The following is a 22,767-nucleotide window of genomic DNA, read 5'->3' as shown; positions in this document are numbered from 1 at the left end:
TAACGTTTATCGCGATAATTAATGATTTAGCACTGAGCCTCGCCGCCGTCCAGGAAAAAAGTATCGCGATATTTATTTTCGCGATCTCAGGCCCCATAATGCGGGTGAAGGAGCATGCCATGACGAACGAAACCGACGGCCCGGTCCCGCTGGACGACCAACTCTGCTACTCCATCTATTCGGCGGGCATCGCGATCCAACGCGCCTACAAACCCCTGCTCGACGAGCTTGGATTGACCTATCCGCAGTATCTCGTGCTCAATGTCCTGTGGCGCGAGGACGAGCGGACGGTCGGCCGCATCGCCGAGCGGCTGGCACTTGAATCGAGCACGCTCACGCCGTTGCTCAAACGGCTGGAGGTGGCCGGCCTGATCCAACGGACGCGCAATCCGGAGAACGAGCGGCAGGTGGTCGTGGCACTGACAAACCAAGGGCGCGCCCTGAAGGATCGGGCTGGATGCCTCGGCGAAGCCTTGCTTGAAGCGTCCGGCCAATCCCCGGCGGAACTCGGAGACCTCAACATGAAGGTCAGGCGGCTACGGGATGAGATCTACAGCCGCATCGGGCGCTGGAGCCCCGACGGCGGCTGAATCCGCCCATGCTGGTTCCGTCATGACCACCTTCACCCGATTGCCCTGATTGCGTGGCCGGCCAAGGAAGACGATAATCCCCAACCATTCCCGAGGGCCGCGAGCCTTGGCGATCCTGAAGAAGATCCTGGAATGGCATGAACATCCGCTTCCTCGAAACCGCCATTTGCCTTGACGAACTGCGGAATTTCCGCGCCACCGCCGATCGGTTGAACATCACGCCGGCTGCCATCTCCAACCGCATCGCCGCGATGGAACAGGAGCTTGGCTTCCGCCTGTTCGACCGTGACAGCCGCGATGTCCGCCCTACCGCCGAGGGATCGATGTTCGTCGGCGGGGCGCGGGACATCGTCGACCGCTATTACGACCTGATCCGCAGCCTGCATCCCGTCCAGGAGATCGCGGGAACGGTCCGCATCGGCTTCCTGCCCAGCATGGCGCAGGCGCTGCTGCCGGGCATCGTCGGCGTGCTCCAGAAGGAGTTCCCCAATGTCAGGTTCTCGATCACGACCGACACCTCGACGACCATGCTCCAGAAGCTGGAGGCGCGCGAGATCGACGCAGCGATCTGCATAGCGCCGCCGGTGACGGCCGGCTTCCGCGTGGTGGATCTGTGCAGTCTGGGCATGTTCTGGATCGCCGATCCGCGCATCCTGACCCACGCGCCGGACGAGACGCTGACGATCGAGGACCTGCTGTCCTATCCGATCATCTCCTATGCCGTTGGCACCCATAACCACAAGCGGCTGATGGCCTATTTCGCCGACACGCTGTCGGAGGTGTCGATCGTCCACCACTCCAACTCGCTGGCGACGACGATCAACCTGGTCTCGATGGGAATGGGCATCTCCGTCCTGCCGCCGGTCAGCATCCAGCGCGAATTGCGGGACGGCTCGCTCTGCGTGCTGAAAGTGCGGCCGGCCTTTCCGCCGACGAAATACTCGATGATCCAGCTGGATCGGGACGACGAGGGCCTGGGCGGGCTGGTGACCAAGATCGCGCGCGAGGTGACGGCTGGATTCTGCGGTCTCTATGACGACAGCCTGGCGACGGTGATCTGAGCGCCGGGGCCGTGTGCTTCACGCTACTATCGAAGCATTTACCAAAAATGTCGTCGGGTGGCATGTTGGGAGGGATTGGCCCAATCAACGAGAAAAGAGAAACCCATGCGCCACATTCCCACATCCCTGAAAACACCGGCCTTGGCCGCCGCACTGATCCTCCTGTCGGCGGCGCCATCCCTGGCGCTCGACGCCGCGTACCGGGCGGAGAGCGCTTCCCCACCCGCGGCTGTCTGGTCGAAAATCGGAGATTTCTGTGGGATCGCCCAGTGGCATCCGGCGGTGGAAAGCTGCGCCCTGTCGGCCAAGGACGGCGCCACCCTAAGGACGCTGGCGCTGAAGGGTGGCGGCGCCATCCTGGAGAAGCTGGAAGCCCGTGACGACGCGGCGCGCTCGTATTCCTACTCGATCATCTCCTCGCCCCTGCCGGTGCGCGACTACCAATCGGTGATCAGCGTCGTGCCGACCGGCTCCGGTTCGGCGGTCGTCTGGACCGGGAAGTTCAACGCGCGAGACGCCAGCGACGCGGATGCGCTCAAGACCATCGAAGGGATCTACAAGGCCGGCGCCGACGTTCTCGTGAAATAACGACGAGGTTGGTATCGCCAAGCCGATGGACTGACGTTTCCGTCGGGTGTCCCGCCAGCGGCTCCGCTGGCGTGGCACCCTGCGGAACGGCTCTATGAACTCGCGCCGCTGTTTTACAATTTTATAGTGCTATTATTAAAGAATCACAAACCGTAGTGATTCAATTTGTTTGACTCCGGTCGCTGATTAACTATCCTGAAACGGTAATTTCTGGAATTAACCGGGATGCGGCCATGACCCTCCTATCGGCCTCGAAAGCCATAAGCTCGGTCTGGGAGGCTGGACACCCTTCCAGCGCCTCCTTGCTTGGACGGGCCGATCCACCAAGCGCCGCGACGCCGCTCGACCTGGTGGATCCGACAACCGTGGGCTTCGTTCCGGCCCGCCGCTCGAGGGTGCCTCGATGGCTGCAGCGTCTTGTCGGGCCCGTCGTCATCATCGCGGTTTGGCAAGGGCTCTCGATGGCGCAGCTTCTCGATCCACGGACCACCCCCGGTCCCATGACGGTCCTGAACACCGCGATCACGATGCTGGGATCTGGTGAACTCCAGGGTCACCTGTGGGCGTCGCTGCAGCGGGTCCTGCAAGGACTGGCGATTGGCGTATCCCTGGGCGTGGTCGGAGCCCTCGTCGCCGGCCTCGCGCGGTGGGGCGAGAACCTGATCGACGCCAACATGGAAATCCTGCACGCGGTGCCGAACTTCGCCTTCCTGCCCGTGCTGATCGCCTGGTTCGGGATCGGCGAGGAGCCGAAGGTGGCGCTGATCACGCTCAGCGTCTGGATCGCCATACACATCAACACCTACAGCGCCATCAGGAATGTCGACGCGTCGCTGGTGGAGGCGGCGCGGACCTTCGGAGTCGGGCGTCGCGAACTGATCACGGCGGTGATCCTGCCCGGCGCGCTACCCGGTTTCCTGGTTGGTTTGCGGCTGGCATTGACCGCCGCGTGGCTGGCTCTGATCTTCGCCGAAACCATCAATGCCCCGACGGGATTGGGCCGCATGATGAGCGATGCGCGCGAATACTTCCGCATCGATGTGATCTTCGTGCTGCTCGGGGTCTACGCCCTGCTGGGACTGGCCTCGCTGGCGGTGGCCCGTTTCCTCGAATCCTGGCTGCTTTCCTGGAGGAGGTCATTCGATGGCGCGTGACCAAACCACCCTGGAGCGGGCGCTCCTGGGCCGAGGCGATCACCACGACCATGCGGTGATCGCCCGGAACGTCGGCAAGGCGTTCGACGATCACGCGGTGCTCAGGGACTTTTCGCTGGAGATGCGGCCAAGCGAGTTCGTCGCCCTGCTGGGACGCAGCGGTTCTGGCAAGAGCACCTTCCTACGGGTGCTGGGCGCCCTCGATACGGAGGTGGACGGCTATGTCCGGATTCCCCGGCACCGGGCCATCGTCTTCCAGGATCCCCGCCTGATGCCATGGCTGCCGGTGCTGCGCAATGTCACGCTCGGCTTGCCACAGACACGCGAGGTCAAGGAACACGGTCTCGCCACGCTGGCCGAGGTCGGTCTCCAGGATCACGCGAACGCGTGGCCCCGGACCCTGTCGGGGGGAGAGGCGCAACGCGTCGCCCTAGCCCGGGCCATGGTGCGCGAGCCGCAATTGCTACTGCTCGACGAGCCGTTCGGGGCGCTGGACGCCCTGACCCGGATCCGCATGCACGCGCTGCTGCGGGAGCTTTATCGGAAGCATCGGCCGGCCGTCCTGCTCGTCACCCATGACGTCGACGAGGCGATCCTCCTCGCCGACCGTGTCCTGGTCCTGACCGAGGGCCGGATTTCCTTGAGCACCAAGATCGATCTCCCGGCGCCGCGGAACCGGTCCGACCCCCGCTTCGCGGCGTTGCGCCGTCACCTGCTGACCGAATTGGGCGTGGAACCGGACTAGCCGATTTCCCCCCGACAGATCCCAAACTCCCACACAAGGAGCCTGGACGTGACTGGATTCTCCTCGACATCTCCCCCGCTTTCTCGGCGCGCCGCCATCCGGCTGGCGAGTTTGGCGATGATGGCGCTGTGCCTCCCGATCGCCGTTCCGCCGGCCAAGGCCCAAGGCGACGACCTCGCCGCCCGTCTGGCCGCCGCCGTCCCAGCCGGGACGAAGCTGGTGGTGGCCGAACAGAACGATCAAGCCTCGATCCCGTGGAAGCAATCGAACGCGTCGGCCGGTGCCCCCTATGCCGTCACTTTCGCCAACTTCAACGGCGGCCCGGCCGTGCTGGAGGCGCTGATCGCCGGCGCCGTCGATATCGGCTATGTCGGCGAGGCGCCCCTGCCCATCGCCATCGCGTCCGGCGTCGATGACTTGGTCGCCATCGGGCTGATGGCCAATCCCGGCAGTTCCGGCAACTATTACCTCGTGACCCAGCCGGGAAGCGAAATCAAGACCGTCGCGGACCTGCGCGGCAAGACGGTGGCCTATCCACCCGGCACGGGACGCCACATGGCCCTGGCGGGGATCCTGCACCAGTACGGCCTCAACCTCGACGGCTCCGTCAAGGGAGTCCAACTGGCCGGAGCCGAGGTCGCGCCGACCTTCTCATCGCGCGGCGTCGACGCGGCCGTCGTGCTCGGCCAGCAGTATTTCCGCCTGGGCGAACCGCCCATCCTCGCCGATGGCCGGGGCCACAATTGGGGCCTCAACGCCCTGATCGTCCGGAAAGCCGTGCTCGACGATCCGGCGAAATCGGCCGCCGTGGCGGATTTCCTGCGCCGGGCCGTCCAGTTCCTCAACTGGCAGGACAAGAATCCGGATGACTGGATCAAGGCTAGCTACGTCGCGAAGCAAGGACTCACCTTCTCGCAGGGCAAGTTCCTGCTGGAGCAGGAGGGAAGGAGCGCGTTCTATCCGATCGACGCTCGGGCCATCGAGGTTTTCCAGCAGATAGCCGATGGGCTGCGCGTCACGGGCGCCCTGAAGAAGCCGGTCGAGATGGCGCCGTTTCTCGACGCCCGCTTCAACGAAATCGTGGCTTGGCAAAACCAAGCCGACGGCGTCACACCGCGCCCGCTTGCCCAGCCCGCCGCCGAGACGGCCGGCAACTGACCTTACCACCCAAATCGAAACCGACATCGATGCGCAGGGCATCGGCGTCCCAACCATGATTGGATGACGACATGACCGCCACCATCCTGAAGGCACCCCAGCAAGCATCCCGGCAAGATCCCATTCCCGCGGCGGAACCCCGCCACATCGCGGTTCACCCCCTGACCGGCCATATCGGCGCCGAGATCGAAGGCCCGGATCTGCGCCAGCCTCTCGATCCCGCCGTGGTCGAGGAGATCCGCGCGGCCCTCCTGAAATGGCGGGTCGTCTTCTTCCGCGACCAGCCGCTGACCCACGGGCAGCATGTCGCCTTCGCCAGCGCCTTCGGCCAGCCGACCCTGGGCCACGCGGTCTATGGCTTCGTCGAGGGTCATCCGCAGGTCTATTCGGTCGCCCGCGACCGGTTGGCCGCGCGTCACACCGGCGAACTCCTGGTTCGCCCCTGGACCGGGTGGCACACGGACGTCACGGCGGCGATCAATCCTCCCGCCGCCTCGATCCTGCGCGGGGTCGATATCCCGCCCTATGGCGGCGACACCTTGTGGACCAATCTCGCGGAAGCCTACAACGGCCTGTCGGAAACCCTGCGCGGCTTCGTCGACACCTTGCGCGGCGTCCACTACTTCTCGCCGCCGGAGGGCCAGGACCCGACGGAGGACTTCATCAAGAAGAACACCAGCCGCCCGCTCGTCAGCGAGCATCCGCTGGTCCGCGTCCTGCCGGAGAATGGCGACCGGGTCCTGTTCGTCAGCCCGTCGTTCCTGAAGCGGATCACGGGCCTCAAGCCGCGCGAGAACCAGCAATTGCTGGAACTGCTGTTCGAGCACATCACGCGCCCAGAATACACCGTCCGTTTCCGGTGGCATCCCGGCAGCATCGCCTTCTGGGACAACCGCGCCACCGCCCATCTGGCACCCCGCGACATCTTCAGCCTTGATTTCGATCGCCAGCTCTATCGGATCACGCTGCGCGGCGACGTGCCGGTCGGGGTCGACGGACGCCCATCCACGGCGATCAAGGGCGATCCGATCGAGGCCTACAGTCCCGAACAGGCGCATTAGAAGCCACACACGCCAAGGTTTACGGGGAGCGGTGCCATGCGATGATGGCACCGCTCCCCAAACACCTTCGCGGCGGAGCCGGCATGGCGCGGTGTCCCGAGGAACCGGCGACCTCCTTCGCGGCACTCCCCTAAACTCAGGTATGATCTTTTAAAACCAAAAGAGCGGCGCATCATCCGAAGTCGGGGGATGTCAAAGTGACGCGGCATGCTTAGGTTCTTCATAGGTCGACACGCCGTCACCCAATAAAAATCATTATGCCAACTCTGAGACCAACAAGTAAATCCGGCTTATGCCGGCGCTTGTCTTTCGATTCCTTATCGTCACCAAAGTCTCTTTGAGGAATAGCGTGTCGGGCAAGTGGGACCTCGCGTCCCGCCACTTCGTTCACTTCCAGGAAGAGAGCCTTGAAATGTTGAAAGGTAAGAACGCCCTCGTCACCGGTTCCACCAGCGGGATCGGATTGGGCATCGCCACGGCGCTGGCGGAGGCGGGGTGCGGCATCATCCTGAACGGTTTCGGCGATCCCGCCGAGATCGAGCGGATTTCCACCGACCTCCAGGGCCGTTTCGGGATCAAGACACATTATTCCGGCGCCGATATGTCGAAGCCGGCCGAGATCCGGACCATGATCGCAGAGGCGGAGGCGGCCCTGGGATCGGTCGACGTGCTGGTCAACAACGCCGGTATCCAGTTCACCGCCTCGATCGACGAGTTCCCCGACGACAAGTGGGACGCGATCATCGCGATCAACATGTCGGCAACCTTCCACGCCATGAAGGCGGCGCTGCCGGGCATGAAAAGCCGAGGCTGGGGCCGGATCATCAACATCGCCTCGGCCCACGGCCTGGTGGCCAGCCCAAACAAGGTCGCCTATGTCGCCGCCAAGCATGGCGTCGTCGGGATGACCAAGGTCGCGGCGATCGAGGCGGCCAACACCGGCGTCACCGTCAACGCGATCTGCCCCGGCTGGGTGCTGACGCCGCTGGTCGAAAAGCAGATCGCGGCCAACGCCAAACAGTCCGGCATCTCCGAGGAGCAGGCGAAGCACGACCTGCTGGCGGAGAAGCAGCCGCTGCTGGAATTCACCACGCCGGCCCATCTCGGCGCGCTCGCGGTCTTCCTGTGCGGCGACGCCGCCGCGACGATGACGGGAATCGCGCTGCCGGTGGACGGCGCCTGGACCGCCCAATAGTCGACGCTTCCGGAAGAAACCAGGAGAACCAAGACATGCTGATCCGTGAGATCATGAGCATCAACGCCACGCGCATCCGGGCCGGATCGACCCTTCGCCAAGCCGCCGACATCCTGGGGATGTCGAGCGCCAGCGACATCGCGGTGGTCGATGACGACAACAACTTCCTGGGCGTGCTGAGCGAGGGCGACATGATGCGGGCCATGCTGCCCCAGCTGACCGAGGTGCTGGAGGCCGGCGGCCACCTGGAGGACAGCTACAGCATCTTCGAGGAGAAGGGCCATGAGATGGCGAACCAGCCGATCGAGACCATCATGATCCGGCACCCGCTGGTCCTGACACCCGCCGACAACCTGCACAAGGCGGCGACCCTGATGGCGTCACGCGACATCCGGCGCCTGCCGGTGGTGGAGAATGGCAAGCTGGTCGGCACCGTGTCGCGTGCCGACGTCTGTCGGGCGGTCTTCTCCTGAGCCAGATCCCTTTTCCGGAGAACGCCATGACGCGCGACGAGATCATCGCGACCGCCTCGATGCCCGCCATAAGCCCAAGTTACCCGCGGGGTCCCTACCGGTTCATCAACCGGGAATACATGATCATAAGCTATCACAGCGACCCCGACGCCATCCGCGCCGCCGTCCCCGAGCCACTGGTCCCCGCCGGTGACATCGTGAACTATGAATGGATGCGGATGCCGGACAGCTCCGGCTTTGGCGACTACACCGAGACGGGAACGGTGATTCCGTGCCTGCTGGACGGGGAAGCGGTCAACTTCCCGGTGCAGATGTACCTGGACGACGAATCCCCGATCGCCAGCGGCCGCGAGATCTGGGGCTTTCCCAAGAAGCACGCCGAGGCCAAGCTCGTGCTGGCCACGGACACCCTGACCGGCACCCTGCGGTACGCCGGGGAGCGGGTGGCGCTGGGCACCATGGCGTACAAGCACGAGCCCATGGCCGACAGCCTCGACGCCGCCCACAAGGCGATCGGCAAGACGCAGGTGTGCCTGAAGCTGATCCCCGACGTCGACGGGCGGACCAAGATAGCCCAACTGGTCCGCTTCGCCATGACCGACATCACGGTCAAGGGAGCTTGGCGGGGCCCGGCCCGGCTGCACCTGATCCCCCACGTCAACGCGCCGGTCGCGGATTTTCCGGTGCGGAAGGTGATCTGTGGCAGCCATCTGCTGGCCGACATGACCTTGCCCTATGGCGAGGTCGCGTATGATTATCTCGCCTGATGGAACAGTCCGACGGTAACGCCCGCCGGCGAGGCGTGATGGAGCGAGCGGCATGAAGGCCAATGGCCAAGGAACCAAGACGGTCAACCTGGCGCTCCAGGGCGGGGGCAGCCATGGCGCCTTCACCTGGGGTGTCCTGGACCGGCTGTTGGACGAGCGACACCTCGTCATCGAAGGCGTGAGCGGCACCAGTGCCGGCGCCATGAACGCGGCGGCCCTGGCGCAGGGTTGGACACGGGGAGGACGGGCGGAAGCGAAGGCGACGCTGGACCAGTTCTGGCGCCGAACATCGGAACTGTCGCAATTCAATCCGATCCGGCGCAGCCTGGCCGACCGCCTGTTGGGACGGTGGAACCTGGACCACAACGCCGGGATCGGCTTGCTGGAATGGTTCTCCCACTTGCTGTCGCCCTACCAGAGCAATCCGCTGGGCGTCAATCCGCTGCGCACCGTGCTGACCGAACTGATCGACGAGAAGGACATCCAGGGCTGCGACAGCATCAAGCTGTTCATCGCCGCGACCAATGTGGAGACCGGGCGGGCGCGGGTGTTCTGGCGGCACGAGATCACCCGCGACGTGCTTCTGGCCTCGGCCTGCCTGCCCTTCACCTTCCAGGCGATCGAGATCGAGGGCGTGCCATATTGGGATGGCGGCTACATGGGCAACCCGGTGATCTGGCCGCTGATCTACCACTGCGACAGCCGCGACATCGCGGTCGTCCAGATCAACCCCTTGGAGCGCAAGGGCACGCCGCGCACGACGGTCGAGATCATGAACCGGGTCAACGAGATCAGCTTCAACGCCTCGCTGATGGCGGAGATGCGGGCCATCGCTTTCGTCCAGCGGCTGATCGAGCGCGACACGCTGAAGGACACCGAGGCGAAGCGCCTGAAGAACATGCGGGTCCACATGATCGGCGACGAGGAGAACTTGAGCGCGCTGGGCGCCACCAGCAAGATGAACGCCGAGTGGGACTTCCTGCTGCACCTCAAGGCGCTGGGCCAGGCGACCGCCGACGCTTGGCTGAGGGGGAATTGGAGCCATATCGGAGAGCGGTCGAGCATCGATCTGCGCGGCATCTTCCTGACGGCGGCCCCGGCCTCGGATCCGGACGCCTCCTCGGGGCCGGGCGGTCCGGTGCTGGCCCCACCCATGGAAACCGACCGCCGGTGAGACCCGACCAGATCGGACCACCAGGGGGGCTATGCATCCCGGCATAGCCCTGTAACGGAGTGGTATTGGACGCGCACCCGTCCAATCCCTAGGCTCGCCGGGTTAAACAACCTGGCGAGTGTGGAAGATGAAAGTCACCGGCGCGGAGATCTACAGCCCCCTGATCGATGGCAGGAATCCGGTCATCCTGAGACTCAGGACCGACGAGGGCATCCATGGCCTGGGCGAGGCGGCCCTGGCCTATGGCTCCGGCGCCAACGCCGCAGCCACCCTGATCGGCGAGTTCATCGAGAAGCTGGTGCTGGGCCGTGACGCGTCGCGCATCGAGGCGATCTGGAGCGATCTCTACGACCACACCTTCTGGGCCAAGGGCGGCGGCCCGATCGTCTTCGCGGCGATCAGCGCGATCGAGCAGGCGCTGTGGGACATCAAGGGCCGCGCCCTGAACGTCCCCGTCTATCAGCTGCTGGGCGGCAAGTTCCGCGACGACGTCAGGACCTACGCCAATGGCTGGTCGTTCCGGGCGACGACGCCGGTCGAACTGGCGCGCGCCGCGGCGGCGGTGGTCGAGAAGGGCTACGACGCGCTGAAGTTCTATCCGCTCGGCCGGCCGATCCCCGACCACGCCAACGGCATCTTCTCCCACGTCTCGCGCCGGGAGTTCGACCGGTCGGTGACCGAGCGCGCGGTGGCGCAGGTCAAGGCGGTGCGCGACGCGGTTGGGCCGGATGTCGACCTGATGGTGGACATGAGCGCCGAGCTGACCCCCGACGCGATCATCCAGGTCGGCCGCAGGCTGGAGGAGTTCGACCTGCTGTTCCTGGAGGAGCCGGTCGATCCTTCCGACATCGACGCGCTGAAGATGGTGTCTGACAAGCTGGACGTGTCGATCGCGGTGGGCGAGCGGCTGTACACCCGCTACGGCTTCCGTCCCGTGTTCGAGAAGCACGCCGCCGCCATCATCCAGCCGGATATCGGGACCACCGGCGGCATCATGGAGGCCAAGAAGATCGCCGCCATGGCGGAAGCCTACAGCATGCGGGTGGCGCCCCATGTCTGCGCCGGGCCGGTCGCCAGCGCCGTGGCGCTTCATCTGGACGCCTGCATCCCGAACTTCCTGATCCAGGAGCTTTACCCGTTCCGCGTTCCGGAGCACTTCGCCCTGGTGGACGACGCTGTCGAGACGCGAGTGCGCGGCGGCAGGGTCGATATTCCGGATCGGCCGGGCTACGGCGTCGAGTTGGTCGAGGAGCGCGTGGCGCCGCACCTGCATTCCCGGATTGGCAAGTGACGCGGGCGGCTTGGTTGGAGGGCGGCGCGCGGCTTTATGTCGAGAATGCGCGGGGCCGCGATCCCGCCTATCTGATCGGCGAGACGGCGGTGCGGGACGCCTTGGGACCCGAGGTGGAGGTCACGGTCCGGTTCGACGACCAGCGCGACCTGGAGGCCCTGCGCCGCGCCACCCTCTTCATGGGTGGCAAGATCGACACGGCGCTGCTGTCGGCCAACGCGCCCAACCTGCGCTTGGTCCACTGCACAAGCGCGGGGGTCGAGCCCTATCTGCCGCTGGACTGGCTGCCGGCGGGGGCGGTGCTGACCAACAGCAGCGGCGTCCACGCCGCCAAGGTCGGCGAGTTCGGCCTGATGGCCCTGCTGATGCTGAACGACCGCATCCCGCTGTTCGCCACCAACCAGCGGGCCCATGTCTGGCACCGTCACCTGAATGGCCCGATCGCCGGCAAGCGGGTCCTGATCCACGGCGTCGGTGCCCTGGGCGGAGCCGTGGCGGAGAAGGCGCGGCTGCTCGGGATCGAGGTGCTGGGCGTACGGCGCGGCGGCGGGTCGCACCCCCATGTCGATCACATGGTGACCCCCGAGCGGCTGGGCGAGGTGTTGCCGAAGGCCGACTTCCTGGTCGTCACCTGCCCCCTGACGGACCGGACGCGCGGCGTCATCGGCGCCGCGGAACTGGCGGCGTTGAAGCCGGGGGCCGGGGTGGTCAACCTGTCGCGCGCCGCCGTGATGGATTATGACGCCCTCGCCGACGCGCTGGAGAGGGGGCACGTTTCCGGCGCCATCCTGGACGTGTTCGAGCGCGAGCCCCTGCCCGCCTCCGCCCGCTGGTGGGACGTGCCGAACCTGATGGTGGTGCCGCACGTCTCGGCCGACGATCCGACCAGCTACATCGACCGCTGCCTCGCGATCCTGGCCGACAACCTCCGCCGCGCCGCCGAGGGCCTGCCGCTCCGCAACGTCGTTCGGGAGGATCGCGGCTACTGACGGGCCCCTCGCGTCCTTATGTTTCCCTTACGCGCCCAATGCGCGGATTTTACAACCTTCCATATCCAAATTAACGCGACCACATGGGATCATTCCCTCCGGTGACAAGCCAAGTCCACCCAGGAGGACCCCATGCATGGCCTGCTTCGACGCTGTGTCGACCGGCTCGTTCCGATGATCACGCCGCCCATCCCGCCAACCGCCCCGCGCCGGCTGGAGGACCTGCCCATCCTCGAGATGGCCGACGCCCTGCGGAAAGCCCGCGAGGAAATACTGGAAACCTTCGGCGATGATCTGCCGGAGGACGTTCAGGAAAGGCTGATGCCCTCGTATCTCCGGGCCCAGGGAATCGTCAAGAAGCCGGCATGGGCGCCATGTGCCCAGGATCCTCACGGCGGGAAAAGGCTCGCGGCATCATGACCAAGGGTTCCGCGAACAGGCCACCCCTCAATGCGCCGCGCGGATCGCGGCCGGAGGTCGAGCGTGCCCGGCTCATCCTCTTCCGCTTCGCCCTCGCCATCCTGTTCATCCTGGCGGCCGCGTACGGCTCACGATGGTTGGGTGGGGTATGACGCCATGACTTTCCACCCAAGAAGCGGCGCGATCATCGCGATGATCGCGGGTTTGTCCCTGGCGTCGATCGTTCTGGTCTCCCTGGTGGGAGTTCGCGGCTGGGCGACGGCCCAGCGCCTGCCGAACTTGTTCCTGGCGTCGGCCTCCGTCGCCGGATCCGATCGCGGCGGCGAAATCCTATCCCAAGATTGACTTCGGGAATCCCAACCATGCCCCATACGACCTTCGTGGTCGAGCGCGAGGCTGACGCCATCCTCGCCAACGGCACCACGCGCGTCCTCCCTTTCGATCGCTATGTCGCCGAACCCTCCCTTTGCCCCGCCGACGGCCTGATCGTGAATCTTTGCCAGGGAGGCTATTTGTCGAGCCGCTATTACTGTTCCCTGCTGGGGGAAGCGCGCGGACACAGGGTTCTCCCAACCTTGAACCGCGTCGCGCGGGACGTGTCCGGAATGTCCCACTCCGGCGACAGACCCGCCATCACTCCGGCGCGGGAGCTTGGCGAGGCCCGCCTCGCCATCCTGCACGATCCCGGCGACCCGCACCCACCGTCGCGCCGCCAAACGCTGGAGCGCTTTCGGCGGGTAGGCTCCGACATGAACATCGCGGTCGACCTGATCCGTCACGATGACAGGGCGTGGCTGACCCGGTTCGACGCGCTGTTCATTCGCGAGACGACGAGCGTGGTTCACCCCAGCTTCCGTTACGCGACGGCGGCGCGGATAGCTGGAATGCCCGTGATGGACGATCCGCGATCGATCCTCCGGTGCTGCAACAAGGTGTTCCTGGCCGAGATCCTGCGGCGGCATGGCGTCGCCACGCCCCGCACCCGCGTGATCGACGGCGGGGGTTTGACGGCGGCCGCGACGGAAATGGGCTATCCGCTGGTGCTCAAATCGCCGGATGGTTGCAGCAGCCTGGGCGTCTTCAAGGCCATGAACGCGGACGAACTGGCGGCGATCGGGGCGACGCTGCTGCGCTCATCCCGCCTGATCGTGGCCCAGGAATATGTCCAGACCGAATTCGACTGGCGGATCGCCATCCTGGCGGGCCGGCCGTTGTTCGCCTGCCGCTATCGCATGGCGCGAGGACATTGGCAGATCTTCCGCCACGCGCCGAACGGCACCTCCGAGGAAGGCGCCACCGAGGCCGTGGCGCTGCCCAACGTTCCAGCGCCAGTGGTGGACGCGGCCGTCCAGGCGGCCCGAACGATCGGCGATGGCCTCTACGGCGTGGACATCAAGGAAACCCCACGGGGAGCGCTGGTCATCGAGGTCAACGACAATCCCAACATCGACGAGGGCCTGGAGGACGCGATGCTGGGCGACGCCCTCTACCGGATGGTGCTGGGAGAGTTCGCCAGACGCGTCGCGGCGCGGCGGAGCGTGCCCCCGCCAGCCAACACGCCGCCGCGACATCCCCCGCGGCCGGCGTTCGTGGAGCGGGGTACGTCGCGCCTGATCACCCCAATGGCTAGCGGACACGTTCCCAGATGATCGTTATGTCGGTGCCTTCCGGACGACGGAACGTCTAGATCATCCGGTCGCCGTCGACAACCATCTTCAGATCATCGGTGGTGCGGACACTTCCCACCCAGTTCGGAAACGTCGAACCTTCGACCCGGTTGCCACTGAATTCGCCCCGCTCATCGACGGTATACCGGCCGAAGAAGCCGATGCCGCCGGCCATGGCCGCGCGGTTTTCCGCATCCGTACCCTCACCCCGGACATTGGAGGCGAACCTGGGCACGCGGGGATCGGTGAGAACCTCCACAAAGGTCAGATCCTCCGTGAAGACGAGCCATCCGTGCGGGTCCGGCCCATAGGCGGGCGTATTGGAGCCCTGGGGATCGATCTGCGCGGAAACCATCCGCCAAGTCCCGGCGACTTTATTGGCACCTTGCGCCGAGGCGGCGCCGGACGCCATCGTCGCGGCCATTCCCAGCGCGAATAGAGCGCTTGCGAACCTGTTCATGATGATGCTCCTTCATGTTTCGTCCCACACCCCGACTTCTTCGCCAAGGCTCTGTCGATCAACGCATTCATGTTCGGCAAGGAGTGCGCCGACATATCAACCACCTACGGTCCGCCAAGGAAGTCGCGGCGGCTGACGGATGGAAATGAAGTTCGATCATCGCCCTGCATGGGACCTTCCTCGATCGCGTGGACGGGTATGTCGTTGGCGTCCGCGATCCTTGGTAGAGAGATCGCGCGGGTTCGAACCTCCGGGTATTTGAGGGCTCAACGTTATTCCGTAACCGCGGTTAGGGCATGATTCGAAACCCGCAGAGCCCGAATTCACATCTTGGCCATCATGCCCATCTCATCCGGACGCAGCGTCAGCACCAAGACGCCGGACGCCATGACGGCGACGGTGTGCTCGAATTGCGCGGACAGCGAACCGTCCCTCGTCACGACGGTCCAGCCGTCATCCTCGGATCTGACATTCCGCCGGCCCCGGTTGAGCATCGGTTCGATCGTGAAGACCATGCCCTCGCGGAGGGTCATGCCAGTCCCCGGCTTGCCGAAATGCGGAACCTGCGGTTCCTCGTGCATCTGGCGGCCAATGCCGTGCCCGCAATACTCGCGCACCACGGAATAGCCGTTCCGCTTGGCATGCCGTTCGATCGCCCAGCCGATGTCCCCGAGCCTGGCACCCGGACGGACCGCCCGGATGCCCATCCACAAGGCTTCGTAGGTGGTCTCGACCAGCCGCTTGGCGGCGGGATCAACCTCGCCGACGAGATAGGTCTTGCTGGAATCCGCGATATAGCCGTTCTTCTCCAGCGTGATGTCGAGATTGACGATGTCGCCGTCCCGCAGAACGACCGATCGCGACGGGACGCCGTGGCAGACGACATCGTTCACCGAGGAATTCAGCACGAAACCATAGCCATATTGGCCCTTGCTCGCTGGCCGGGCCTGTAGGTCATAGACGATGAACCGCTCGACCATCTCGTCTATCTGAAGCGTCGACATCCCGGCGAGCGGGGTTCGATCCAGCAGCTCGAACACCGACGCCAGCAGCCGGCCGGATTCGGCGAGCAACGCCAATTCCCGGGGCTGCTTGGTCATGCCTCACCCACCGCCAGTTCCTGAACCGCGACGCCGGCGGAACCAAACTCGCGCCTGATGATCTCGGTAAAGCCGAGGGTCGGGTTCATCTCGCACAACATGCCAACCTTGATCCAGTAGGCGGCCTGCGCGTTGATCGACCGGCAGGATACCTTGCTCGCCCTGCGCAGTTGATCATGCAGATCATCATCTATGTTCACGATGCCCATCGGAATCTCCTGATACGATTCATATATGAAACGTATATACGCGTGTCGCGGGATTGCCAAGGGGCTTTGCGGGAAAAGGCCGGGATGCAACAAGCCCGACGACGATCTGTTGACCGGCGGTAGCGAAGAACGGAACAGGGCCGCCCGCGCATGAGTCTTTTCAATGGTCTAAGCGCTGACAATCAAGGTGCCGATGACCGGGTGATCCTCCTCGTCTGCACCATGAGGAACGAGGGGCCATATATCCTGGAGTGGCTGGCCTACCATCTGTCGATCGGCTTCACCGACGTCGTGATCTGCACCAATGATTGCATCGACGAATCCCCGCTGTTGCTGGACCGGCTCCACGAGATGGGAGTGATCACCCATGTCAGGAGCGAGGTGCCGCCGGGGGAGAAGCCACAGCTGGTGGCGTACCGGAAAGCCCAGGAGCTGGATATCGGTGGGCGAGCCGATTGGGCCATGGTGCTGGACACGGACGAGTTCCTGAACATCCATGTCGGCTGCGGCCGGGTGACCGATCTGCTGGACGCCGTTCCGGACGCCACGGCTTTCCTGCTGAACTGGCGGATCTTCGGTGATTCCGGGCATGCCGGGTGGAGCCGCGAGCCGGTGTGCGAGCGGTTCACCAGGGCGTCCGTCCTGCAGGACGCGGTCAACCTGTCGTTCAAGACGCTGTTCACCCGGATCGACGCCTATTGGTGCAAGCTGATGCCGCATCAGCCGCGCTATCCCCGCGACGGACGAGCGGCGGAGCTTCGCTACGTCAACGGCGCGGGATCTCCCTTGCCGGCCTATTTCCACGATGAGTCGCGCGACGACTTCCTTCAGTCGGAGCCGGATCTGGTGTCGTGGGAACTGGCGCAGGTCAATCACTACAACACGCGGTCACGGGAGGACTATCTGGTCAAGCACGCCCGCGGCAATGGCATCGTCGACGGTTGGGATCTCGATTGGAACTGGAACGCGTTCAACAAGAACGACGAAACCGACACGACGATCCTGCCCAAGCTGGCGCGGGCCCGCGCGGTGATGGCGAAACTGCTGGACGATCCGGAGGTCCGGCGGCGGCACGAGCGTTGCCTTCACCTTTATGGAGCGCATGTGACGGCCCTGCTGGAGCCGCGTCGGCCGGTGGTTCCCGCCGGCGCGGAGGGCTGAGCCCATGGCCCCGCATCCTCCTTTCACCTTCGGCGTTCCGCTGATGCCGCGAGCCCTGGCGGGAGACTGGGCGCTGGTCGAGGATCTGCTGGGCCTGACCCTGGCCTCGATCCTGGCGCAGACCGACGGGGACTTCACGGTTGTCATCGCCGGGCACGACCGGCCGCGCGGACTTCCCGACGATCCCCGCGTCGGCTTCCTGGCGGCGGATTGGTCAGCGGGCGGGCAGCGGTCGGACAACCTGGACAGCGGGCGCAAGAAGCACGCGATCAACGACTTCGTCCTGCGACACGGCGGTGGCTTGCTGATGTTCGTCGACGCCGACGACTGGGTCGATGTCCGGCTGGTCGAGACCGCGCGGCGGGTGATCCAGCCGCGCCATGTCGGCGCCGTCATCACGTCCGGCTTCGCCACCGACCTCGCCACCCTGCGGAGCGTGCCCCTGCCCCACCCCAAGGTGTTCGACCAGGAGTTCCACCGGGTCTGCGGGTCGAGTGTGATCGCCAATCTGCGGCCGGAAGACCCCGATCCGTTCCGCCGCGACCCCTATCCCGTGCTGCACGAACACCATCTATGGATCGAGACGGCGCGCGAGCGGGGCGCGGAACTGGCGTTTCCCGCGGTGGCCGGGACCTATTTGGTCAACACCTCGCAGAACCATTCCGAGACACATGGTCCCTTCGCCGACTGGCGCCGGAGCTTCTCCGATGGCGTCGCGACGGAGGGCGAGGCGATGAACGCGGCGGCGGCGGCGCGGTTTGGGCTGGATCTGGAGCGGATCGCCGCCGTGTCCCGGCGGAGGGTTCCCCATGGCGGTTGACGGCAAGATCATCCAGCGCTTGGCCGACATGGGCCGCGAGCGGGGGTTCGTCACGATCGATCAGGTCAATCAGGTGCTGCCGGTCGATCATATGAGCGATGTCGAGCTCGCCAAGGCGCTGGAGCAATTGGAGCGGGCGGGTGTGTCGGTCGAGATCGACGACATCCTGACGCCCAGTCGGCGGTTAGGCGGCGAACCGTTGGACACGCCCGATTTCCCGCTGCCGGACATCGAGGACGAGGGTAACCAGCGGGTCGTCCCGATCCGCCCCGCGGTTCCGGTCGAGAGCGGCCAGCACGGCTCCCCACCGTCCCGATCGGTCGGAGAGGACGCCGCCGTCATCGAACCCGGTGCCGGCGAGGCCCTGCCGTCCCACCGTGTCCTGATCGTGCTGGCCGCCGCCGTGCTGCTGGTGATCCTGGCCGCCGTGCTGCTGCTTTAGCCCTGCTGATATGCTTGCGGTCAGGAACTCCGGGCCGTCAGCGCCGGTTTGACTTGTTCCCGCCCCGTCTGGTCGAGACTGGGTGGAAACCGCGAGAGGATCAGCATGCAACGCAAAATCATCGTTGCCGGCTCGCATGGCGTGATCGGACGGGCGGCCGCCCTTCGTCTCGCCGGTCAGCCGGATACCCAGGTATACGGCCTGTCGCGCCGCGTCGAGCCATCGATAGATGGCGTCGAGGCCATCTCGGTGGACCTGACGCGCGCCGACCAGGTCCGGGAGGCGCTGGGTGGCGTCCGCGACGTCACCCACATCGTCTTCGGCGCCTATATCGAGAAGGCGACGGCGGCCGAGAAGAGCGAGCTGAACACCCTGATCCTGCGCAACTTGCTGGACGTGGCGGAGGTGACCTCACCGGGGCTTCGGCACATCACCTTCTACCAGGGCGGCAAAGCCTATGGCGCCGATCTGGGGCCGTTCAAGACGCCCGCGCGCGAGGACGATCCGCGCCTGATGCCGCCGAACTTCTACTACGACCAGGAGGACCTGCTGCGCGAGCGCCAGCGTGGCAAGGATTGGTCGTTCACCGCCCTGCGGCCGGAGGCGGTCTGCGGTTTCGCGGTCGGCAATCCGATGAACCTGTCCATGGTGATCGCCGTCTACGCCGCGATCTCCAAGGAGCTTGGCATCCCACTCCGCTTCCCCGGCACCGAGGCGGCCTATCGGGCGCTCTATCAGGTGACATCCGCCGACATCCTGGCGGAGGCCGCCGACTGGGCCGGCCAGACCCCGGCGGCTGGGAACGGGATCTTCAACATCACCAACGGCGACTATTTCCGCTGGCGGCACATGTGGCCGAGGATCGCGCGGATGTTCGACATGGACTGCGCCGACCCGGTGCCAACGCCGCTCGCGACCTACATGACGGACAAAGGGCCGCTGTGGGAACGCATGACCGAAAAATACGGGCTCCAGCCGATCGCCTACGAGAGGATCGCCTCGTGGCAATTCGGCGATTTCATCTTCAACAGCGGCTTCGACAACATCAGCAGCACGATCAAGGCGCGTCAGGCCGGCTTCCAGGCCTGCATCGACACGGAGGACATGTTCGACGGCCTGTTCCGCCAGTTGCGCGCCGACCGGATCATTCCGCCGCTGTCCTGAGATCCGACACGAAAAACCAATACAATGACCAGGAGACTGACATGAAGGGTATCGTCCTGCGCCAACCCGGCGGGCTCGACAAGCTGGAAGCGGTCGACATGCGCGATCCCGGCGTTCCCGGCCCCGGCGAGATCCGGGTCAGGCTGCGCGCCAGCTCCCTGAACTATCATGATTACGGCGTCGTCAGCGGCGGGATACCGACGGCGGACGGGCGGATACCGATGTCCGATGGCGCCGGTGTGGTCGACGATGTCGGCGACGGCGTCACCGAGTTCGCGGTGGGAGACCACGTCATTTCCTGCTTTTTCCCAGATTGGCAGGATGGTCCCGCCACGGCCGGCGACTTCAAGCGGGTGCCGGGCGACGGGATCGACGGCTACGCTCGCGAAGGCGTCACGCGCCCCGCCAGTTGGTTCACGCGCTCGCCCAAGGGTTACAGCCACGCCGAGGCGGCGACGCTGACGACGGCTGGGCTGACCGCGTGGCGGGCGCTGGTGGTGGATGGCGGCTTGAAGGCGGGCGACACCGTGCTGGTGCTGGGCACCGGCGGCGTGTCGGTCTTCGCGCTCCAGTTCGCCAAGATGATGGGCGCCAAGGTCGTCGCCACCTCGTCATCCGACGAGAAGCTGGAGCGGGTGAGGGCCCTGGGCGCCGACCACACCATCAACTACAGGAGCCACCAGGACTGGGGTGGGCTGGTGCGCGACTGGACCGGCGGGCGCGGCGTCGATCACGTGGTCGAGGTCGGCGGTCCCGGAACGCTGGCGCAGTCGATCACGGCCGTGCGGGTCGGTGGGCACATCTCGCTGATCGGCGTCCTGACCGGCAGGTCCGGCGAGATCCCGACGGCGGCGCTGATGGCCAAGCAGGCGCGCCTGCAAGGCCTGATCGTCGGCAGCCGGCGACATCAGACCGAACTGGTGCGGGCGCTGGACGCCACCGGGGTGCGGCCGGTGATCGACAAGAGCTTTGGTCTTGGAGAGATCGCCGACGCGTTCCGGCTCCAGGAATCGGGTGGGCACTTCGGGAAGATCTGCCTCGAGTATTGAGGCGGGTTCCGACGGTTCGGAGTTTCCATCCCCTGGAAATCTGGTAATACCAGAAGCGACAACAAACCGACGGGATGGAGACGCTCCCCAATGGAAAAATTCGCCGATTACCGGCTCCGCGCGCCCGAGCTGGGCTCCTTCATCGTTCAACTGCTGTCCCGCGCCGGAGCCGACGATCCCAGCGCTGCGGCGGTGTCGCGCGCCGTGGTGGACGCGTCCGCTCGCGGATTCGACACCCATGGCGTGCGGCTGCTGCCCCACTACATGCGGACGCTGAAGGGCGGGCGGATCAACCGGAGCCCAAATCTCGGCTTCACCAAGTCCGCTCCGGCGATCGGCCACCTGGACGCCGACAACGGGTTCGGCCATCCGGCCAGCTACCGCGCGATCGAGGAAGGCATGGCGATGGCCGACGCCACGGGCATCGCGGCGGTGACGGTCCGCAACTCGTCGCACCACGGCGCCACCGGCTGCTACACCATCGTGGCGGCCGAGAACGGCTACACCGCGATCGGGATGACCAACACCGACAGCATCGTGGTTCCCCATGGGGGCACCAAGGCGTTCTACGGCACCAATCCAATCAGCTTCGCGGTGCCGGTCGTGGGTGAGCAGCCGCTGCTGCTGGACATGGCGACCAGCAGCGTGCCCCTGAACCGGGTGTTCCTGCGCCGCGCCACCGGCGCTCCCCTGCCGCCCGAGGTCGCCGTCGACGCCGACGGCGAGATGACCACCGACGCGCACGCGGCGCAGGCGCTGCTGCCGCTGGGCGGCTTGATGTTCGGCCACAAGGGGGCCGGGCTCGCCTGCATGGTCGATCTGCTGTGTTCGGCCTTCGCCGGCATGGGCCATGGCGCCACGCTGATGCCGTTCGGCGGCCCGGATTTCAGCACGCCCTGCCCCCTCGGGCACTTCTTCCTGATCCTGAAGCCGGAGCTGTTCCAGCCGCTCGATGGCTTCAACGACAGCGTCGCGGCCTTCCTGAAGGACTTGCGGAGCCAGCCGGCCCACCCCGGCACGCGCGTCATGGCGCCGGGCGATCCGGAGCGGGAAGCCATCGCCGACCGCGAGGCCAACGGCGTGCCGATCGACCCGGTGACCTGGGCGGCGCTCCAGGAGTTGGGCGGCGAGTTCGATCTGACAGCACCCGTTCCGGTTTCCCAGTCGTTCCACGAGGAGTGAGGGTGCGGGTTGGGGAATGACGCCGCGGCGTCATTCCCCCTTGGGTTCCAATCCGGCTCCGATCTCGAGCCTAATCGGGCTTTCCGTTGGTCCAGGAGACCTGTTCGTCGAACAGCGGGATGGTCGAGACGGCCATCTTGGCGCTACCCTCCTTGATCTGCCGCGAATAGGAGACGTAGACGAGCGAGTTGTTCTTCTTGTCGTAGATTCGACGCACGACCAGTGATTTGAAGATCAGGCTTTGGCGCTCGCTGAAGATCTCGTCGCCATTCTTGTCGGTGTCGATCTCTCCGATGACGATCGGCCCGGTTTGGCGGCAGGCGATCGATGAGTTTGACGGATCCTGGAACCAGTCTCCCTGCCGCAGCCGGTCGATCAGCCCTCGGCTGAAATAGGTCATGTGGCAGGTGACGCCCTGGATTTCGGGATCGCTGATGGCCTCGATGACGATGTCGTTGCCGGTCCAGTCGGTCCCGATCTTGCCAACCTCCTCGGCCGAGGCGGAAATCGGTGCGGATGTCGCCAAGGCCGCTGTCAGGGCGGCCGCGAGCGCGAGGGCGTTGCGCGGCATTCTCTTCCTCTTCTCCATGCGCGGCCTCAGTACCGGCCCGGCATTCCGCTGCCACCGCCGACCTGCTCGCCGCCGCCGCTGGCGCTATCACCGTCGCCTCCGCGGGTGGCGTAGTAGGCCTTGATCTCGGCGTCCAACTCGTCCCGGCGGCGCGCGTCGGGTGAATCCGCCGGCGCGTCGGTGAGCCGGGAGAACTCCTGCATGGCCTTCTCGAATTCCTCGGTGCTGTTGATCGGCATGGTGGCCTCCGTCTTTGGTTTGTTGATCTTGGGTCTG

The 22,767-nt window shown here is 65.5% G+C and carries 28 protein-coding genes; 23 read left to right on the top strand and 5 right to left on the bottom strand.

The features are described 5' to 3' along the window. Positions 1-119 precede the first annotated feature (119 nt). The 17 genes from N825_RS22840 to N825_RS22765 all read left to right on the top strand — a co-directional run bounded on the left by N825_RS22840 (position 120) and on the right by N825_RS22765 (position 14,315). Positions 120-590, top strand: coding sequence for a MarR family winged helix-turn-helix transcriptional regulator (locus N825_RS22840; RefSeq protein ID WP_037457533.1), 471 nt, complete (start codon positions 120-122; stop codon positions 588-590). A gap of 137 nt (positions 591-727) precedes the next feature. Beyond that, complete coding sequence (locus N825_RS22835) at positions 728-1,651, top strand: LysR family transcriptional regulator (RefSeq protein WP_037457419.1); 924 nt, start codon at positions 728-730, stop codon at positions 1,649-1,651. A 105-nt stretch (positions 1,652-1,756) separates the two neighbouring features. Then, complete coding sequence (locus N825_RS22830) at positions 1,757-2,239, top strand: SRPBCC family protein (protein WP_037457417.1); 483 nt, start codon at positions 1,757-1,759, stop codon at positions 2,237-2,239. Between the two features lie 233 nt (positions 2,240-2,472). After that, positions 2,473-3,393 carry an ABC transporter permease gene (locus N825_RS22825; RefSeq protein ID WP_084164988.1) on the top strand — a complete coding sequence of 307 codons (921 nt, stop codon included), beginning with the start codon at positions 2,473-2,475 and terminating at the stop codon, positions 3,391-3,393. Beyond that, positions 3,383-4,138: an ABC transporter ATP-binding protein gene (locus N825_RS22820; protein ID WP_084164987.1), complete on the top strand. Its 756-nt coding sequence runs from the start codon at positions 3,383-3,385 to the stop codon at positions 4,136-4,138. Before N825_RS22825 ends, N825_RS22820 begins: the two co-directional genes overlap by 11 nt. 48 nt (positions 4,139-4,186) lie before the next feature. Further along, entirely contained in the window at positions 4,187-5,296 is a 1,110-nt protein-coding gene (locus N825_RS22815) for a PhnD/SsuA/transferrin family substrate-binding protein (RefSeq protein WP_198038858.1), read from the top strand. A gap of 71 nt (positions 5,297-5,367) precedes the next feature. Further along, entirely contained in the window at positions 5,368-6,357 is a 990-nt protein-coding gene (locus N825_RS22810) for a TauD/TfdA dioxygenase family protein (protein WP_051512804.1), read from the top strand. A 412-nt stretch (positions 6,358-6,769) separates the two neighbouring features. Next, positions 6,770-7,552, top strand: a complete 783-nt coding sequence (locus N825_RS22805; RefSeq protein ID WP_037457413.1) for a 3-hydroxybutyrate dehydrogenase — start codon at positions 6,770-6,772, stop codon at positions 7,550-7,552. A 35-nt stretch (positions 7,553-7,587) separates the two neighbouring features. After that, positions 7,588-8,025, top strand: coding sequence for a CBS domain-containing protein (locus tag N825_RS22800; protein WP_037457410.1), 438 nt, complete (start codon positions 7,588-7,590; stop codon positions 8,023-8,025). A gap of 26 nt (positions 8,026-8,051) precedes the next feature. Beyond that, positions 8,052-8,792, top strand: coding sequence for an acetoacetate decarboxylase (locus tag N825_RS22795; protein ID WP_037457409.1), 741 nt, complete (start codon positions 8,052-8,054; stop codon positions 8,790-8,792). Between the two features lie 52 nt (positions 8,793-8,844). Beyond that, on the top strand, positions 8,845-9,966 hold the full coding sequence (locus N825_RS22790) for a patatin-like phospholipase family protein (RefSeq protein WP_084164986.1): 1,122 nt from the start codon (positions 8,845-8,847) through the stop codon (positions 9,964-9,966). Positions 9,967-10,093: 127 nt separating this feature from the next. Next, the gene (locus N825_RS22785) at positions 10,094-11,257 is read left to right on the top strand and encodes a mandelate racemase/muconate lactonizing enzyme family protein (RefSeq protein WP_037457526.1); all 1,164 of its coding nucleotides are present in this window, start codon (positions 10,094-10,096) and stop codon (positions 11,255-11,257) included. Then, positions 11,254-12,246: a D-2-hydroxyacid dehydrogenase gene (locus N825_RS22780; protein WP_198038857.1), complete on the top strand. Its 993-nt coding sequence runs from the start codon at positions 11,254-11,256 to the stop codon at positions 12,244-12,246. The genes N825_RS22785 and N825_RS22780 overlap by 4 nt, the downstream gene beginning before the upstream one ends. 132 nt (positions 12,247-12,378) lie before the next feature. Beyond that, on the top strand, positions 12,379-12,666 hold the full coding sequence (locus tag N825_RS22775) for a hypothetical protein (RefSeq protein WP_157619492.1): 288 nt from the start codon (positions 12,379-12,381) through the stop codon (positions 12,664-12,666). Then, complete coding sequence (locus N825_RS39080) at positions 12,663-12,818, top strand: hypothetical protein (protein WP_157619491.1); 156 nt, start codon at positions 12,663-12,665, stop codon at positions 12,816-12,818. Before N825_RS22775 ends, N825_RS39080 begins: the two co-directional genes overlap by 4 nt. A 4-nt stretch (positions 12,819-12,822) precedes the next feature. After that, on the top strand, positions 12,823-13,011 hold the full coding sequence (locus N825_RS22770; RefSeq protein WP_037457404.1) for a hypothetical protein: 189 nt from the start codon (positions 12,823-12,825) through the stop codon (positions 13,009-13,011). Positions 13,012-13,028: 17 nt separating this feature from the next. Further along, a complete protein-coding gene (locus tag N825_RS22765; RefSeq protein ID WP_051512786.1) occupies positions 13,029-14,315 on the top strand; it encodes a RimK-like ATPgrasp N-terminal domain-containing protein in 1,287 nt (428 codons plus the stop codon). A 34-nt stretch (positions 14,316-14,349) separates the two neighbouring features. Here N825_RS22765 and N825_RS22760 read toward each other — a convergent pair whose 3' ends face one another. From N825_RS22760 to N825_RS22750, 3 genes are all read right to left on the bottom strand, one after another. Further along, positions 14,350-14,757 carry a lipocalin-like domain-containing protein gene (locus N825_RS22760; protein WP_051512785.1) on the bottom strand — a complete coding sequence of 136 codons (408 nt, stop codon included), beginning with the start codon at positions 14,755-14,757 and terminating at the stop codon, positions 14,350-14,352. Positions 14,758-15,116: 359 nt separating this feature from the next. Beyond that, a complete protein-coding gene (map, locus tag N825_RS22755) occupies positions 15,117-15,893 on the bottom strand; it encodes a type I methionyl aminopeptidase (protein ID WP_037457401.1) in 777 nt (258 codons plus the stop codon). Then, complete coding sequence (locus N825_RS22750) at positions 15,890-16,102, bottom strand: ParD-like family protein (RefSeq protein WP_037457398.1); 213 nt, start codon at positions 16,100-16,102, stop codon at positions 15,890-15,892. Before N825_RS22750 ends, map begins: the two co-directional genes overlap by 4 nt. Before the next feature lie 150 nt (positions 16,103-16,252). Between N825_RS22750 and N825_RS22745 the strand changes: the two genes are divergently transcribed. The 6 genes from N825_RS22745 to N825_RS22720 all read left to right on the top strand — a co-directional run bounded on the left by N825_RS22745 (position 16,253) and on the right by N825_RS22720 (position 21,920). Next, on the top strand, positions 16,253-17,263 hold the full coding sequence (locus tag N825_RS22745) for a glycosyltransferase family 2 protein (RefSeq protein ID WP_084164984.1): 1,011 nt from the start codon (positions 16,253-16,255) through the stop codon (positions 17,261-17,263). A 4-nt stretch (positions 17,264-17,267) separates the two neighbouring features. Continuing rightward, positions 17,268-18,083 (top strand): glycosyltransferase family A protein, encoded by an 816-nt coding sequence (locus N825_RS22740; RefSeq protein WP_037457396.1) that lies wholly within the window; start codon positions 17,268-17,270, stop codon positions 18,081-18,083. Beyond that, entirely contained in the window at positions 18,073-18,525 is a 453-nt protein-coding gene (locus N825_RS22735; protein ID WP_037457394.1) for an RNA polymerase sigma factor region1.1 domain-containing protein, read from the top strand. The genes N825_RS22740 and N825_RS22735 overlap by 11 nt, the downstream gene beginning before the upstream one ends. 105 nt (positions 18,526-18,630) lie before the next feature. Then, positions 18,631-19,689 carry an SDR family oxidoreductase gene (locus tag N825_RS22730; RefSeq protein WP_037457392.1) on the top strand — a complete coding sequence of 353 codons (1,059 nt, stop codon included), beginning with the start codon at positions 18,631-18,633 and terminating at the stop codon, positions 19,687-19,689. Between the two features lie 41 nt (positions 19,690-19,730). Beyond that, positions 19,731-20,738, top strand: a complete 1,008-nt coding sequence (locus tag N825_RS22725) for a zinc-dependent alcohol dehydrogenase family protein (RefSeq protein WP_037457390.1) — start codon at positions 19,731-19,733, stop codon at positions 20,736-20,738. A 90-nt stretch (positions 20,739-20,828) separates the two neighbouring features. After that, positions 20,829-21,920, top strand: a complete 1,092-nt coding sequence (locus tag N825_RS22720) for an Ldh family oxidoreductase (RefSeq protein ID WP_037457387.1) — start codon at positions 20,829-20,831, stop codon at positions 21,918-21,920. Positions 21,921-21,990: 70 nt separating this feature from the next. Here N825_RS22720 and N825_RS22715 read toward each other — a convergent pair whose 3' ends face one another. After that, positions 21,991-22,491 carry a CreA family protein gene (locus N825_RS22715; protein WP_037457385.1) on the bottom strand — a complete coding sequence of 167 codons (501 nt, stop codon included), beginning with the start codon at positions 22,489-22,491 and terminating at the stop codon, positions 21,991-21,993. A gap of 26 nt (positions 22,492-22,517) precedes the next feature. Then, positions 22,518-22,730, bottom strand: coding sequence for a hypothetical protein (locus tag N825_RS22710; RefSeq protein ID WP_037457384.1), 213 nt, complete (start codon positions 22,728-22,730; stop codon positions 22,518-22,520). Positions 22,731-22,767: the final 37 nt, after the last annotated feature.

The sequence above is a fragment of the Skermanella stibiiresistens SB22 genome, assembly GCF_000576635.1.
GTDB classification, from domain to species: domain Bacteria; phylum Pseudomonadota; class Alphaproteobacteria; order Azospirillales; family Azospirillaceae; genus Skermanella; species Skermanella stibiiresistens.
Note: the sequence above shows the minus strand (reverse complement) of the source record. Positions and strands in the feature narration are given on the sequence as shown.